The organism is Paenarthrobacter nicotinovorans (genome assembly GCF_021919345.1).
GTDB lineage: Bacteria > Actinomycetota > Actinomycetes > Actinomycetales > Micrococcaceae > Arthrobacter > Arthrobacter nicotinovorans.
Window position 1 is genome coordinate 1511663 of record NZ_CP089293.1, and the last position, 15319, is coordinate 1526981.

The window sequence follows — 15319 nt, forward strand, 5'->3', positions numbered from 1 at the left end:
CGCTTCATTCCTCCGTAGCTCAATTGGCAGAGCATTCGACTGTTAATCGAAGGGTTACTGGTTCAAGTCCAGTCGGAGGAGCGCACAATACCCCCGTTCCGGTTCGCCGGAGCGGGGGTATTTTTATACCCCCAGGGGGTATCGCCGACCGATTTCACATCCGGTAAAACCTTTGCTAAAGTCATAACCGCTTCATTCCTCCGTAGCTCAATTGGCAGAGCATTCGACTGTTAATCGAAGGGTTACTGGTTCAAGTCCAGTCGGAGGAGCACAAGGGCCCCGTACCCGCCTAATGGCTGGTGCGGGGTCTGCTTTTTAAACGAAATCCATCTCCACCTGGAGGAAGCGCGCGGCTTCCGCCACAGCCGCCATGAACGAGTCCTGCTCGGTGGGAGGGGTCCTGGGCTCACGCGGATGCCACTCATGCGGCGCCGAGTAGACTCTCGTGAAACCGCCGCCCGGAGGGGCATAGAAAATCCCGAACCTTTGGACCGGCCACTCCGGCGAGGTCTCCGGAGCGACCAACAGTGCGGCATCCGTTTCGGGGTTGTACCACTGGGCTATGGGCCGTCGCCGGTCGTCCGTGAAGAGTCCACCCGCGTACAAAGCGGCCGACGGCGGACTGGTCACCGAGCACAGGCGCTCCCACCACAGCGGGAGGATGCGGTCATCCTTGCGCTGCCACGGTGCCGGTAACGGGTTCAGCTCTTGCCAATGTGGCACATCTCAACTTTATCGCCGGTGGGTGGCCGCGAAAAGAGCTTCTAGCGGGACAGGCCCAGGCGCGGGTACAGCACTTCGAAGCCCTTCTCCAGGCCTGCGTTCAATGCCAGGCCCACGTGTCCGCCGTTGGGTACCTCGTAGTAGGTCACTTTCATTCCGGACGCTTGCGCCGCCGCGGACACGGCTTTCGCGGCGGCCACGTAGGTGGGGTCGTCCGAGCCGGCAGTGAACACGGCAGTTGTGTCGGGGAACTGTTTGCCCTTCATGATGTTGATGGGCTTTTGGGCATCGTAGGCGGCCTGGTTACCGCCAAAGATCCCGGCCAGGTTCTCCGTGGGGTCCTCTGCGCCGGGGAACTCCTCGCCTGAGATGTCCACCACGTTGCCCCACATTCCGGGGTACTTGACGGCGAAGGAGATGGCGCATTGGCCGCCGTTGGAATATCCGGCGATGGTCCAGTGGTCCCTGTCCGGAAGGATGCTCAAGTTGTCCTTGGCCCAGTTCACCACGTCCTGGTTGATGTACTTCTCGACGTTTCCGTACTTAGGGGTGTCCAGGCACAGGGTGTCATCCTGGTCCGGGCCGATCTGGTCGGCGACGATCGCAATGGGGGCCAGTCCATTGTTTTTTGCAGCGAACTCGTCGAGGGCGGCGGAGACGTACTGCGGATCGGGGAGGCCCGGCTGGCCCATCATGAGGACGAACAGGGGAAGCCTCGGTGGATTGGCAGTCAGGGCAGCCGGTGGAAGGTAGATACCGGCCGGGCGCGCGTCGAAACCCGACACCGTGGCCGGGATGACTTGGGTCCCCACCTTGCCTTTCGAGGGCATGTTGGCGGGCGGAGTCCAGTGCTGCCACAAGGGTCCGGCCGGAATGGACGCATCCGGGTCCGGCTTGTTCAGTTCAATGACGTCCTCGGTTGAGATCCCCAGGGCCGAACCCAGGGTGTTGTTCAGTCCGAACTCGGCGTTGATTTGCAGGGCGGAGACAGTGACGAAGACGGGGACCGAGATGATGGCCACCACTTTCCGCCAGCGCGCGCTGTGGAGAAAACTCACCGCGACCAACCCCAAAGCGGCGAAGCAGCTGATCGACCAGAACCATACCCGCGGGGTCAGTCCCACGTGAAAGACGTCCAGCACGTCCTCCACGATCCACACGGTGAACCACCCCACCAGCCCTGCCACCACAATGGCGCTCATCGCCGTGAGGACCCAGCGGGCAGACGGCCGGAGGAAGAGCACCAGGAAGAACCCGACGGCGATGATCCCGGCGATCGTCAGGACTACGGGGCTGCTGATTTCGAGTTTCAGGACATCGTTCATGGACGCACCGCCGGATGACCGGTCATGCGGCAGGCTCCCGGGCCACCATCTGCCTCAACAAACCAGCGCTTTGTGCGGGCGAGAGCCCGGGCAGGTAGGCCGAGCCGACCGCCAGTCCGATCGATGGCAAGGCCAGGGGGTCCTGGTAGTACATGTACAAGGTCCGGTGCTCGGGTTGGAACCTTGACTTGAAGGCAGCCAATGATTTGAAGCCGTACATCGGCTCCAGGGCATTTCCCAACAGGGCCAGGACGCGGTCCAGGGTGCTTCGGTCACCTTCCGCGCCTCCGGTCCCCGCATTGGCCAATGGAGAGCCTGAGAGGGAGATCTGCGGAACTTGCTCCTTGAAGTGCGTCACGGCTGAGGCGATCAGGAATTCCATGACGCCCTTGAAGCCTGTTGTGCGGCGCCTCATGAAGTCGAGGGTCCAACCGGAGATCTCGCCGTTGCTGAAAACGGGAAGCCAGCTGGTCACCCCGTGGACCAGGCCGTCGTCGTCCACCGCCACGCAGCAGAGAACTTCGGGATCCTTGAGTTCGTTCAAGCCGCCTAAGGTGAATCCCATCTCGGGTAGGGCCTTGTCAGCCACCCACTCCTCGGAAATCTCAGCCAGTTGGGCCCTGATGCCCGGCGGCATGCTGCCGTAGTGGTACCAAAGGTCCTTGATGGACAGCTTCTCAGCGCGGTTCAGCGCAGTGCGGACGTTCTGCCACTCTTTGCCCTTGAATGTCATTGCCTGGACGTTGAGAAGTGTTTCCTCCGCGACCTCCAGTTTCCTGAAGCCGTAGGGGAGCAGCGGGCCATCCAGCCCGGAGTCGGCGGAATAGAAACACGGGACCAATCCCAATGCGGAACAGTGCGCCACAAAACCAAGCGCTGCCTCGTCATGGTGGCCGGCATCGCCGTAGGGACCGGCAACGGTCAACGCCACCCCGTTGTGGACCTGGTAGGCGACGCCGGCCTTCCTGTCCGGAGTGAACCAGTACTGGTTGTTGTCCCACAATGCCATCCAGGACAAGGTGCCACCGCCCTGGTGCAGCAGCTCGCGGGTGTGGCCGAGATCGGCAGCAGGGTCGGTGGCGATCATCCTGAAGCGGCGGAAGTTGTTGAGGACCAGGACCAGGATGAGAAGCCAGATGACGTCTCCTCCCAGGCCGTACAGCACAGTGCTCAGCAGTCCCTGGGGCAGCGCCACAACGAACGGGACCGGGAAGGGCACCAGGATGTGCGTCAGCTGTCCGGCGAGGTCCCACAGGGTTGACTGGCCCGGGTTGCCCTCCAGGAACCAGAACGCCACGTAGAGGGCCACTGCGGTCACGGCCAGGATCAGGGCGGCCCGGCCAAGGGCACGGTATCCGGCGTCGCTGGACTCCACCCTGAACCTGTGCCTGTTGGCCAGCAGCAGCGCCACGATGATGATGGGCGCAAGAAGAGCCGGGACCACGTACAGCAGCAGGTAGCCGAAATCGTCGCCGCCCATGGTGACATCCGGGTCGCTGATGTACTGCACGATCGCCAGGACGGTCACCGCAGCCAGATACACCTGGATGATCAGTGTCAGCCGATAAGCCAGGCGGCGACCGCGTCGCAGGCCTTCGGCGCAAACCAGTAAGAGCAGGACAGGGATCACCGTCAGGATGGCCGCACCAAAGCTCCGGACACCAACGATGTTTTGCAGGGCCACGCAGTTCGCTTCGTTCCTGCAGGCCTCCTGAACCTCATCGACGTCGGGGCTTGCCTGGAGCATGACCTCGGAGACCACCGAGAGCGGGCCCACCTCCCAGGTGCCCGTCAGTTGGGTCAACAGGGGCCCCAGGGCGAAGACGCCAACCACCGTGCCGACCAGGAAACGCGTCTCACGGAGGCTGGAGGCATTGAACGATCCGCCGCTCTTGTGAAGGACCACGGAGTGTGCGGCCCAGCCGGCAACGATTCCGATCACTGCGCCGGCGAGAGCCTGCAAAGTTTGGGCCACTCCAACGAAGAGGGCGAACATCAGTGCCGCAGCGAGCAACCACGTCCGGAGGCGACGCCGCCACAGCGAGTCAAGTGCCGCCGTCGAAAATCCCAGGGCAGCCGCGGCTCCGCCGTAAGCGCCCACCGCGTACTCCCCGCCGAGGAAGCTCAGCCATTGGTCGCTGTTGTCGGTACCGAAAGCCACCAGCGCGACCAGCACCAGTGCGCTGAGGGCGGAACCGGCGATGAAGGCAGCCAGGGCCAGCCACGGGCCCAGAACCCTTTCGGCAATACCGACCCCCAGCAGGATCGCTGCGGTGCACGCCAGGTAGTCGAGAAGCGAGGAACCGAAGAACGTTGACGTGAAGACCGACCACCACGGCCCGGGTTCCACGGCCAAGCCAAGCCCCACCTGCTCCAGAAGTGCTTCGGGAGGACCGTTAAGGACGCTTCCCGTCGCCAGTGCCAAAACCCAGAGGACCACCACCAAGGCAAGCGTCAGCGGCAAACTCCGCACGGTTGCCAGGCCCCGTAGGGTGCCACGAAATCCGACCGCCGTGCTCATGTGATGTCCCCTTCACCGGTTAGGCACCGGTAACACCGGCTGGCCACCATTCTGCCCTGCGGCAGGGCTTTAGGGGAGGCTTTGAAACGTTCGACGCCGGAGGGTCGGCAAGAGCCGCCGCTTAGTCACGGTTCCTGCCTGGTCACGATTCCTGCCTAGTCACGGTTCCATGGTCCAGGATTGACCCGGTACAGAACCGCGGCGCCGATCACGGCACCGAGCAACGCGCCGAAAACCGCGCTTCCTGCAGCGCGGCCGATGAGTGCCCCGGCCACCGCGCCCAGCATCGCACCGAGAAAGAGGCCCCTGCCATTACGGTGCGGTTTGTTCGTCATAGTGACAGCCTACGGTGCGGTTGATGGATGGCAGCTAGTGGATGGAGGGCACGGTCCGTGGCCGCACAACCAACCAAAGTGCGGTCATGGAACCCGTGATGCAGACGGCCATCACAGCTCCCATGGGGACGGCGGAGGTGACCCCCAGCCAGCCGACCACCGGAGGAACGATGCCCGCCATCATGAACTGTGAAGCGCCAAGGAGGGAGGCCGCCGTGCCGGCTTGTGCGCCGTGGTTGGCCAGGGACAACACCTGGACGCACGGAAACATAAACCCGGTGGCGCAGATGTAGAACCACAGGGGAATCAAGGTGCCCCACAGCCCCACGTGGAACAGATCAAGCACGACGATCACAAGGGACATGCACAACATGAACAGCGTTGCTCCGGCCACAATCCACTGCGGGGCTACGCGCCGGATCAAGCGGGAACTGATCTGGACACCGGCCACGATGCCCAATGAATTGATGCCGAACAGGATGCCGTATTCCTGGGGGGAGAAGCCGTAGACCTTCTGGAAGAGGAAGGTGGACGCGGACAAATAGGCGAACAGGCCGCCGAAGTTGAGGCTGCCCACCAGCACCATGCCCACGAAAATCCGGTCCGTAAGTACCTTCTTGTAGCGCTGTCCGACCGTCACGGTGGACTTGCCGCGCTGTTCGGCAGGCAAGGTCTCCCGGATAAAGAAGATGGAGGCGATGATGACCAGCAGGCCGTAGCACGCCAGGAAGTAGAAAATCCCGGGCCAGGGAAAGACAAGGAGCAGTTGTGACCCGATCACCGGAGCCAGGATGGGCGCGAGCCCGTTGACCAGTGACATGCGGGAGAACATCCGCACCATGGAGTAGCCGTGGAAAAGGTCCCTGACCATTGCCATGGCCACCACGCCACCTCCGGCCGCCCCGATTCCCATGAGGACACGGAAAACGGAAAGCATGCCGATGTCGGTTGCCAGCGCAGCGCCCAGGGAAGAGCCAATATGCACGGCTGTGGCCAGGATCAGCGGCAGCCTGCGGCCTACCTTGTCGCTGAACGGTCCCACCACCAACTGGCCAAGGCCGAAGCCGACGGTTGTTCCGGTCAGGGTGAGCTGGATTGCCGCTTCCGAGACGTTGAAACTTGATTCCAGGGCCGGGAACGCGGGGAGGTAGAGATCGATGGTGAAGGGACCCAAGGCCGTCAAGGCGCCCAGGAGGAGAATGTAGACAAGCTTTTCGCGTCGGCTCAGGGAATCGCCCGGGGCAATGGGAGGGGTCACGATCATCTATCCTATGGCCCGGATCATATTTATTGCTGCTATGACGGGCGCGCCGGAGCGTGGCCCCGAAAGTTCAGCAGGAACCTGAATGATAGCTTTGAGGACAGGTGTCCGCGGCGGAGTTTTCCGCTGCGTTCGCCCGACACGATGCCAAGAGGAAGCAGTTAGGCGGAACCCATGAGTGGACGTCACACCGGCCGGACCAGTCAAGGACCAGCCATTCGTACTTTGCCGAAGACCCTCAAGCTCGTTGCACGCTTGGCCCCACGGCAAATCAATGATGAGATCGCCCTTGCCAAGGTGGAACTCAAACGCAAGGCCACACAGCTTGGCGTGGCCGGCGCCTTTTTCGGTGTTGCCCTCGTCTTCATGGCGCTGCTGGTCATTGCACTGGTGGTGGCAGCCATTCTGGGCCTGGCCACCATCATGCCCGGCTGGCTCGCGGCTCTGCTCGTCTCAGCGTTTTTCCTTGTGGTTGTCGCCATCGCATCGCTGATCGGCATCGCCAAGTTCAAGAAGGCCATGCCGTTGGTCCCCGAGGACACCATCCGGGGCATCAAGCATGACCTCGGGATCGCCAAGGAAGGCTCAGCGTTCGACGAGTCGATCCTCGACCCGAACTCGCCTGCCGCGAAGGCCGCCAAAGCCGAAAAGGAAGCCGCAGCTGAGAAGGCCAAGGCCGAAAAGGCAGCAAAGGAAGCTGCCAAGGAAGCCGATGCCGTCAAGGCGCCCACGGAAGCCGAGCTTCGCTCCCGCTTGAAGAGGCGCCGCGAACACCTGACGGGTGTCCGCGATGAGCTGGGTGAACAGCTGGACGTCAAAAAGCAGGGCCAGGCCTTGCTCGAGAGCGCCAACGTCAGGTTCCAGGAGGGCAAGGAATTCGCTGCCGCGAAGTTCGCCGACCTCGGCGATTCAGTTCCCCAAAGCGTCAGCGAGCGGATGGCCGCGCACTGGAAAGACCTTGCAGCTTTCGCCACCGCCGCGGTGGTCTTCGTGGTTGCGCTGAGGAAGCTGCTGAAGAAATAGCAGGTTTCTGAGCACCGGATACTGAACACGAGGAAGGGGGACACATGAGGCTGATCGGTGCTGGTTCGCACCCGGATCGTCCGCAGGTCGACCATGACCTCATCTTCACTGTCCCCAATATCCTCACCGTCCTGCGTTTCATGGGCGTGCCTCTCTTTGTCTGGCTCGTGCTCTCCGAACAGGAGTACGGGTTCGCGGTCCTGGTGCTCGTCGTCATGGGCAGCACGGACTGGGTGGACGGCTACATCGCCAGGCGGTTCGACCAGACCTCCAAGTTGGGCAGGATCCTGGATCCGATGGCCGACCGGGCCGCCCTCCTGGCCGTGGCTTTCACTTTGGCGATTGCCGGCGTCGTGCAGTGGTGGTATCTGGCGGCGCTTCTGGTCCCTGACGCGATCCTGGCGATCGCATCGTTGATCTATTTCCGGAGCCACCCGGATCTTCCCGTGAGCATCGTCGGGAAAATCCGCACCGCCCTGCTGCTGGTGGGCACGCCATTGCTCGTCCTGTCCAAACTGCCCATACCCTTGACTGACGTGTATTTCGTGGCGGCGTGGACGTTCCTGGGCCTGGGCCTGGTGGGCCACTGGATTGCGGCATACAACTACTTCTGGGCCATCCTGCGAAAAGGAAAAGAATTGAAAACCGACGACGGCGGACTCGGCTGATGGTCTGGCTGGCGGTTTGCCTGGCGGTACTTGGGGCCTTCTTCCTCGCCATCGGCGCCCAGCGGCAGGGGAGCGCGGTGAAAGCCGATACGGGTGGCCTGGCGCTGAGCTCCAATGGCTTCCTGCGGCTCCTGCGGAATCCGCGCTGGATGCTGGGCCTGCTGTTCCTTGCCTTGGGCATGGTGATGAATGCCATTGCATTGGTGTCTGCGCCCTTGACGGTGGTGCAACCGATCGGCGCCATTGCGCTGGTCATCACCACGGTGGTCAATGCCAAAGACCAAGGACTGAGCATCAACCGGGCAACAGTTGTGGCGATCAGCGCCTGTGTCACCGGTTCCGCGCTGTTTGTATTGCTGGCCGTGTTCGTCACACAGGAAAATCACCACGTCAGCGGTGACGATGAGCTGACGATCGTGCTGCTCCTTGCCCTGGCCGTCGGTATTTTCGGCACCCTGGCCGTCTTGTTCAAACACCGGATGAGCGCCTTCATTTACATCCTGGGCGCAGGCGTCCTGTTCGGTTTCGTGGCCGTACTGACCCGGATTATCGGCAAGCACTTGCTCGATCCCAACGGACTCTTCCTGCTCAACGTCCAGTGGTACACGCTGATAGCCATCGTTGCTGCAGGTGGCCTGGGTTCATGGTTTGTCCAGAGTGCGTACTCTGGTGGACCGCCGGACCTCGTGATCGCGGGATTGACTGTGATTGACCCGATGGTGGGCATTGCGATCGGCATCGTCATCCTTGGTGAGCTTCGTCCCGATGTCCACGCCGTGATGGCGATCGCCATGGCAGCGGCCGCTACGCTTGCTATCGTGGGGGTTATTGCCCTAAGCAGGCACCATCCGGAAGTCACCAAGCGCAAAAAGGACGCGAAGGCGGCTGCCAGCCGGAAGGCCTAGGGCAGATCTTTACCTTGCGCCACCGCTTTTGCGGGCGGCAACCCGGCGACACCGCAGCATTGCCACAAGCAGTGCTGTCCGCACCGTGACCATCAGGAGTTCTCCACGTGACCATTCCCGACACCAACAAGCCCCTCACCATCCTGATTGCCGCGGACACCTACCCGCCGCATGTCAACGGCGCTGCCCAGTTCGGCTACCGCCTGGCCAAGGGGATGACGGCACGCGGACACAACGTTCACGTGTTGGCCTGCCGTCCGGATTCGGGCAAGAGCTACACGGAATTCCGCGACGAGGCCACCGTGCACCGGCTGCGCTCCCATGGCGTTTTCACCCATGAGTACTTCCGCATCTGCTTCCCATGGGAAATCAAGAAGGAAATCAGCCTCCTGTTCGACAAGGTGCAGCCCGATGTCGTGCACATCCAAAGCCACTACATGATTGGCGAACACGTCCTTTATGAGGCCGTCAAACGCGGCATCAGGATCATTGCCACCAACCACTTCATGCCGGAAAACCTGAACCCGTTCCTGCCGTTCCCGCAGTGGTTCAAGGACATCGTGGGCCGCATTTCCTGGAAGGACATGGGCAAGGTCATGGGACAGGCTGACGTTGTCACCACCCCTACGCCTCTGGCCGCCAAGGCGATGCACCAGCACGCCTTCCTGCGCAAAGTCCTGCCGCTGTCCAACGGCATCGATTCTTCGGCGTATGAGCTTCACCCCGGTGAAGTCATTGAACCGCACAGCCATCCCACCGTGCTTTTCGTTGGGCGCCTCGCGGAGGAGAAGCACATCGATGTGCTGATCGACGCCGTGGCCAAGACTCCCCCGGAGTTGAACGTCAACCTTGAAATCGTGGGCGGCGGAGAAGTCCGTCCGGCCTTGGAAGCCCAAGTGGCCCGGCTTGGCCTGGGAGACCGGGTCAAATTCCTCGGGCTCGCGAGCGACGAGGACCTGCGTGAGGCCTACATCAAGGCCGACATCTTCTGCATGCCCGGCACGGCCGAACTGCAGTCCCTGGTGACGCTGGAAGCCATGTCCGCTTCCACCCCTGTCCTGCTTGCCAATGCCATGGCGCTGCCGCACCTGGTCCGCGACGGAGAAAACGGCTACCTCTTCACACCCAACGACAGCTCTGAACTCGCCGCGAAAATCACCAAACTGGTTCAGCTTCCCGAGGACGAGCTGGAAGCCATGGGCAAGGTGAGTCGCGAAATGGTGGAGCCGCACAGCCTTAACGGCACCCTGCAGACCTTTGAGGACCTTTACCGGGGCGCGTCCTATGAGGACATGGTGGTGTGACCAAAGCACTCCCCGTTAGCTATTAGTATTGCTAGAGTGCTTTGCCCGGAACGGCTGCTGGACGGCGGCTGTTCGGGCATTACGGGGCTATAGCTCAGCTGGTTAGAGCGCGGGACTCATAATCCTAAGGTCCTCGGTTCAAGTCCGAGTAGCCCTACCGGAAGATCCCCCTTGCCGACTCAAAGTCGGCAAGGGGGATTTTTTTTTGTGTTGCCGGCCCTGGGTAAGCAGCACCATGCACCGTTGCAGGAGGTGGCGTCATGCGGTAAGTTACTGATCAGTAACTTATTACCCGCCGGTAACTTGGCTGCCCTGCCGACTCCCGGGTCACAGTGCAGTCCTTCCGGGACCTTGACGTGGTCGCAGGTGACCACCCTTGAAGGAGCGAACATGTCCAACACCGCATTCGACGCCACCACTCTTCCTTACGCCGATGGTGACTTCTATGCCTTCGAGCAGTTGCTGACAGGCAAGGAGCAGGACCGTCTGGCCGAAGTGCGGGAGTTCCTTGCCCGCGAGGTCACTCCGATCGCAGTGGACTGCTGGAACCGCGGCGAATTCCCCATGGACCTCATTCCCAAGCTTGGCGAGCTGGACCTCGTAAGCCCGGTTCGGCGCCAGGGATACTCCAATCTCTTTGCCGGCATGCTCCATGCCGAAGTGACCCGAGCGGATGCTTCCATTGCCACGTTCATGGGCGTCCATGACGGCCTCTTCACGGGCTCCATTGAAGCCCTCGCCTCCCAGGAGCAAAAGGATGCGTGGCTGCCGGACATCTACTCCCTGAAGAAGATCGGCGCTTTCGGGCTGACCGAGCCGCTGGGTGGTTCCGATGTTGCAGGCGGAACCCGCACGACGGCACGACGTGAAGGCGACACGTGGATTCTCAACGGTGCAAAGCGCTGGATCGGCAATGCCACCTTCTCGGACTGGGTGGTCATCTATGCCAAGGACGTGGCCGACAACCAGGTGAAAGCGTTCCTGGTGGACACCACCCTGCCGGGCTATTCCGCCAGCAAGATCGAGAACAAGATTTCCCTCCGCACGGTCCAGAACGCGGACATCACCCTGGATAACGTGGTGGTGCCCGACTTCTTCAAGCTGGCCAACGGCAACAGCTTCCGGGATACCAACAAGGTCCTGAAGGTCACGCGCCTGGCTGTGGCGTGGCAGGCCGTCGGACTTCAGATGGCCGCCTTCGACGTTGCCCGCAACTACGCCGTGGAGCGCCAGCAGTTCGGGCGCCCGTTGGCAGCCTTCCAGCTGGTCCAGAACCAGTTGGTGCAGATCCTGGGCAACACAGTCGCCTCAATGGGCATGATGGTCAGGCTTGCACAGCTTGAGGACGCGGGCGTTGCCAAAGACGAACAGTCCGCCCTGGCCAAGGCTTTCACCACTGCACGCATGCGCGAAAGTGTCGCCCTGGGGCGCAGTATCCTCGGCGGCAATGGCATCGTTACGGACTACGGCATGGCCAAGATCTTCTCCGATGCCGAGGCGATCTACTCCTACGAGGGAACCCACGAAATCAACACTCTGGTGACCGGTCGGGCCATCACGGGCGTTTCTGCCATCGTCTAGAACCTCCGCGGACGGCGCGGCGGGGCTCACTCCAGCGGCAGCAACACTGATGGGCGCAGGTCGGACACAAAGCCCAGTGGATTGAGGTACTCCTCGCCGCGCCGAACACCCCAATGCAGGCACGTGGTGCTTCCGCAGTGTCCCGACTGCAGGGTGCCGACCGTTTGCCCTTTGGCCACGTGGTCGCCCTGCTTAAGGCTGCTGGCCACGGGTTCGAAACTGCTCCTGAGTCCGTCGCCGTGATCGATGGTGAGGACCGGGCGGTCAACCACGACGCCGGCGAAGGCCACCACGCCATCGGACGGCGCGGTGACCTGTCCGCCGTCGGGCCTTGGGCCTAAATCCACGCCGCGGTGTCCGCTCAGCCACGGCTTGTCCGGAGGATCAAACGTCCGCAGGACGGACGGCTTGGGGGACAGCGGCCAGCTCCATCTTCCCTGGGGAGCGTCCGGGGCGCCGTCCGCCCCGGACGGGATGCTGAGAGTGATGTTGAGGGTAAGGATCAAGGTGGCTGCCAGCTTCAGGAAGGACATGGATCCAGCCTTCCCTTTGCGTGATCCCGGGGCTATACGGGGGAGCCGGTATGTGGACAACTGCCGGTGATGGGCGGTCCGTTGGGCGGTATGGCTGTAGTACACTTGGTGGAGCAGTTTGCTGTGCCCTCAAGCTTGTTCAGGAACATGTCTCATTCAGATGTGTGGGGGTGCCAGGCTGACTACGCGTATCCAGCCCTCCTCCAGCGAAGCCCATGGTTTCATGCTGCGGAGGATTGTGCCTCTTGCGGTCCGGAGGAGCCTTTGGTTCCATGCCGGATGAGAAGCGCAATGGATGCCAGGAGCCGCGCCCGTCCGGGCAGAGGCTAAACAACCGTCAACTATTGGCAGGGTAAGAGCAGCCCCATGGGCTCTCTCATGAATGACCTGCCGGAAGGAGCGTCGGCATGCCCGTCGTAACCATGCGCCAGCTGCTTGACAGCGGCGTCCACTTTGGACACCAGACCCGTCGTTGGAACCCGAAGATGAAGCGCTTCATCTTCACGGAACGCAACGGCATCTACATCATCGACCTTCAGCAGTCGCTGTCCTACATCGACCGCGCCTACGAGTTCGTCAAGGCTACTGTCGCCCACGGCGGCACCGTCCTGTTCGTCGGCACCAAGAAGCAGGCTCAGGAAGCAATTGCCGAGCAGGCTACCCGTGTTGGCCAGCCGTACGTCAACCAGCGTTGGTTGGGCGGTATGCTCACCAACTTCCAGACCGTCGCCAAGCGTATCCAGCGCATGAAGGAACTCGAAGAGATCAACTTCGACGACGTCGCCGGCTCCGCTTACACCAAGAAGGAGCTCCTGCTCCTCAAGCGTGAACTCACCAAGCTCGAGTCCAACCTCGGCGGTATCCGCAACCTGACCAAGGCTCCCTCGGTTCTGTGGGTTGTTGACACCAAGAAGGAACACCTTGCTGTTGACGAAGCCAAGAAGCTGAACATCCCGGTTGTTGCCATCCTGGACACCAACTGCGATCCCGATGAAGTCGACTTCCCGATCCCGGGCAACGACGACGCCATCCGCTCCGTCAACCTGCTCACCCGCGTTGTTGCCGACGCCGTAGCTGAGGGCCTCATCGCCCGCAACCAGCGCGCAACCGGTACCACCGAAGCTCCGGAAGAGCCGCTGGCCGAGTGGGAGCGCGAGCTCCTCGAAGGCAGCAAGGCTGAAGAAGCAGCAGCAGCTGAGGCTCCGGCCGCAGAAGCTCCCGCAGCAGAAGCTCCGGAAACAACTGAAGCTGCAACCGGCGAAGCCGAAGCCAAGTAAATCTGGACCTTCCCTGATGCTGGAGACAGCGTCGGGGGCAACTGACAGGATGGCGGCTCACACGGTGGGCTGCCGTCCTGTCAGTCCGTAAACACACAAATTTCTAGACAGAGGGGTTCACATGGCGAACTACACTGCTGCTGACATCAAGGCCCTGCGCGAGCGCACCGGCGCCGGCATGATGGACGTCAAGAAGGCTCTTGACGAGGCCAACGGTGACGCTGAGAAGGCCATCGAGATCATCCGCATCAAGGGCCTCAAGGGTGCCACCAAGCGCGAAGGCCGTTCCACGGCTGAGGGCCTGGTTGCTGCCAAGGTCAACGGCGGCGTTGGCGTAATGATCGAAGTCAACTGCGAGACCGACTTCGTTGCCAAGGCTGACAAGTTCATCCAGCTGGCCGACAAGGTCCTCAACGTTGCAGTCGAGTCCGGCGCAGCCGACCTCGAAACCCTGCTGGCAACCGAAGTCGACGGCAAGCCGTTGTCCGAGGTCGTCGTCGAAGAGGGCGCTGTCCTCGGCGAAAAGGTTGTTGTCCGTCGCATCTCCCGCGTTGAGGGCACCACGGTTGACGCCTACCTGCACAAGACGTCCAAGGACCTCCCGGCCCAGGTCGGCGTCCTGTTCGCTGTTGACGGTGAAGGCGAAGCCGCTGCCACCGCCGCACACGACATCGCTGTCCACGTTGCAGCAATGGCACCGAACTACCTGACCCGCGAAGACGTCCCGGCCGAACTGGTCGAGTCCGAGCGCCGTATCGCCGAAGAGACCGCGAAGGCTGAAGGCAAGCCCGAAGCTGCTCTCCCGAAGATCGTAGAAGGCCGCGTTACGGGCTTCTACAAGGGTGAAGTTCTGGTTGACCAGGCATTCGCCAAGGATTCCAAGAAGACTGTTGCACAGGTCCTCGAAGAAGCCGGCGTCAAGGCAACCGCAGTAACCCGTTTCCGCGTCGGAAACTAGTAATTCATGAAAAGGGGTGGTCACTTCGGTGGCCGCCCCTTTTTCATGCACGCGTCCGGGTAGTACCTGCGCGGACCCCCAGCACGATAATCTAGCCAGAGTCCACCAACGGGAAGGCACCATGGAAACCGTCAACACTGCAATCCAGCCCGAGAAGACCCGCCGACGTGTACTTCTGAAACTTTCCGGCGAAGTCATCGGCGGAGGCAAGCTCGGCGTCGATCCCGAGACCGTCAGGGCCATTGCCAAGCAGATCGCAGCAGGTGTTGCGGATGTGGAAGTTGCAATCGTTGTTGGCGGCGGCAACTTCTTCCGGGGCGCTGAACTGTCCCAAAGCGGCATGGATCGCTCCCGCGCCGACTACATGGGCATGCTGGGCACCGTCATGAACTGCCTCGCGCTGCAGGACTTCCTGGAGCAGGCCGGAGTGGAGACCCGTGTCCAGAGCGCCATCACCATGGGCCAGGTGGCCGAGGCCTACATTCCCCGCCGCGCCATCCGCCACATGGAAAAAGGCCGGGTAGTCATTTTCGGTGCAGGCGCCGGCTTGCCGTATTTCTCCACCGACACGGTGGCTGCGCAGCGTGCGCTGGAAGTGCACGCAGATGTTGTCCTGATGGCCAAGAGCGGCGTGGACGGCGTTTACACGGCCGACCCGAAGAAGGACCCCACCGCCGAGAAGCTCGATGTCCTCAGCTACGACGACGCCCTGCGCCGCGACATCCGCGTCATGGACCAGACCGCCATGACCATGTGCAAGGACAACAACCTCTCCATGGTGGTCTTCGGCATGGAGGGCGAAGGCAATGTCACCCGGGCGATCCTCGGCGAAACGCTGGGAACCCTGGTAACTCCCTAGCAAGGGCTAGGATATTTCTAGGACCGTCCGCCCCTGGTGGCGGATC

14 protein-coding genes and 3 tRNA genes are annotated in these 15319 nt (G+C 62.0%); 11 read left to right on the plus strand and 6 right to left on the minus strand.

The features are described 5' to 3' along the window. The first annotated feature begins 8 nt into the window (after window positions 1-8). Both JMY29_RS07030 and JMY29_RS07035 read left to right on the plus strand, forming a co-directional pair. Window positions 9-81 (plus strand) — tRNA-Asn (locus JMY29_RS07030). A 115-nt stretch (window positions 82-196) separates the two neighbouring features. After that, window positions 197-269 (plus strand) — tRNA-Asn (locus JMY29_RS07035). Window positions 270-315: 46 nt separating this feature from the next. Here the strand turns inward: JMY29_RS07035 and JMY29_RS07040 are convergent. From JMY29_RS07040 to JMY29_RS07060, 5 genes are all read right to left on the minus strand, one after another. Next, window positions 316-723 carry a hypothetical protein gene (locus tag JMY29_RS07040; RefSeq protein WP_039240465.1) on the minus strand — a complete coding sequence of 136 codons (408 nt, stop codon included), beginning with the start codon at window positions 721-723 and terminating at the stop codon, window positions 316-318. A gap of 41 nt (window positions 724-764) precedes the next feature. Further along, window positions 765-2048: an alpha/beta hydrolase gene (locus tag JMY29_RS07045; protein WP_018777473.1), complete on the minus strand. Its 1284-nt coding sequence runs from the start codon at window positions 2046-2048 to the stop codon at window positions 765-767. A gap of 22 nt (window positions 2049-2070) precedes the next feature. After that, window positions 2071-4569 (minus strand): bifunctional lysylphosphatidylglycerol flippase/synthetase MprF, encoded by a 2499-nt coding sequence (locus JMY29_RS07050; RefSeq protein WP_189075824.1) that lies wholly within the window; start codon window positions 4567-4569, stop codon window positions 2071-2073. Between the two features lie 155 nt (window positions 4570-4724). Then, the gene (locus JMY29_RS07055; protein WP_018777475.1) at window positions 4725-4904 is read right to left on the minus strand and encodes a glycine zipper domain-containing protein; all 180 of its coding nucleotides are present in this window, start codon (window positions 4902-4904) and stop codon (window positions 4725-4727) included. 34 nt (window positions 4905-4938) lie between these two features. Next, window positions 4939-6168 (minus strand): multidrug effflux MFS transporter, encoded by a 1230-nt coding sequence (locus JMY29_RS07060; protein WP_189075823.1) that lies wholly within the window; start codon window positions 6166-6168, stop codon window positions 4939-4941. Window positions 6169-6339: 171 nt separating this feature from the next. On the opposite strand from JMY29_RS07060, the gene JMY29_RS07065 reads away from it, so the two are divergent. The 6 genes from JMY29_RS07065 (at window position 6340) to JMY29_RS07090 (ending at window position 11646) form a co-directional block, all read left to right on the plus strand. Next, window positions 6340-7188, plus strand: coding sequence for a phage holin family protein (locus tag JMY29_RS07065; RefSeq protein ID WP_055975109.1), 849 nt, complete (start codon window positions 6340-6342; stop codon window positions 7186-7188). A gap of 44 nt (window positions 7189-7232) precedes the next feature. Continuing rightward, complete coding sequence (locus JMY29_RS07070) at window positions 7233-7856, plus strand: CDP-alcohol phosphatidyltransferase family protein (protein ID WP_055975112.1); 624 nt, start codon at window positions 7233-7235, stop codon at window positions 7854-7856. After that, window positions 7856-8761 carry a DMT family transporter gene (locus JMY29_RS07075; RefSeq protein ID WP_039240471.1) on the plus strand — a complete coding sequence of 302 codons (906 nt, stop codon included), beginning with the start codon at window positions 7856-7858 and terminating at the stop codon, window positions 8759-8761. Before JMY29_RS07070 ends, JMY29_RS07075 begins: the two co-directional genes overlap by 1 nt. A 107-nt stretch (window positions 8762-8868) precedes the next feature. Further along, the gene (locus JMY29_RS07080) at window positions 8869-10065 is read left to right on the plus strand and encodes a glycosyltransferase (RefSeq protein WP_189075822.1); all 1197 of its coding nucleotides are present in this window, start codon (window positions 8869-8871) and stop codon (window positions 10063-10065) included. An 83-nt stretch (window positions 10066-10148) separates the two neighbouring features. Then, window positions 10149-10222 (plus strand) — tRNA-Ile (locus tag JMY29_RS07085). Window positions 10223-10455: 233 nt separating this feature from the next. Further along, a complete protein-coding gene (locus JMY29_RS07090) occupies window positions 10456-11646 on the plus strand; it encodes an acyl-CoA dehydrogenase family protein (protein WP_055975119.1) in 1191 nt (396 codons plus the stop codon). Window positions 11647-11672: 26 nt separating this feature from the next. Here JMY29_RS07090 and JMY29_RS07095 read toward each other — a convergent pair whose 3' ends face one another. Beyond that, window positions 11673-12179, minus strand: a complete 507-nt coding sequence (locus tag JMY29_RS07095; protein WP_018777482.1) for a M23 family metallopeptidase — start codon at window positions 12177-12179, stop codon at window positions 11673-11675. 407 nt (window positions 12180-12586) lie between these two features. On the opposite strand from JMY29_RS07095, the gene rpsB reads away from it, so the two are divergent. From rpsB to pyrH, 3 genes are all read left to right on the plus strand, one after another. Continuing rightward, a complete protein-coding gene (gene rpsB, locus JMY29_RS07100) occupies window positions 12587-13456 on the plus strand; it encodes a 30S ribosomal protein S2 (RefSeq protein WP_189075821.1) in 870 nt (289 codons plus the stop codon). Window positions 13457-13577: 121 nt separating this feature from the next. Next, window positions 13578-14414, plus strand: a complete 837-nt coding sequence (gene tsf, locus JMY29_RS07105; RefSeq protein ID WP_018777484.1) for a translation elongation factor Ts — start codon at window positions 13578-13580, stop codon at window positions 14412-14414. Window positions 14415-14535: 121 nt separating this feature from the next. Continuing rightward, window positions 14536-15273 (plus strand): UMP kinase, encoded by a 738-nt coding sequence (pyrH, locus tag JMY29_RS07110; RefSeq protein WP_018777485.1) that lies wholly within the window; start codon window positions 14536-14538, stop codon window positions 15271-15273. Window positions 15274-15319 lie beyond the last annotated feature (46 nt).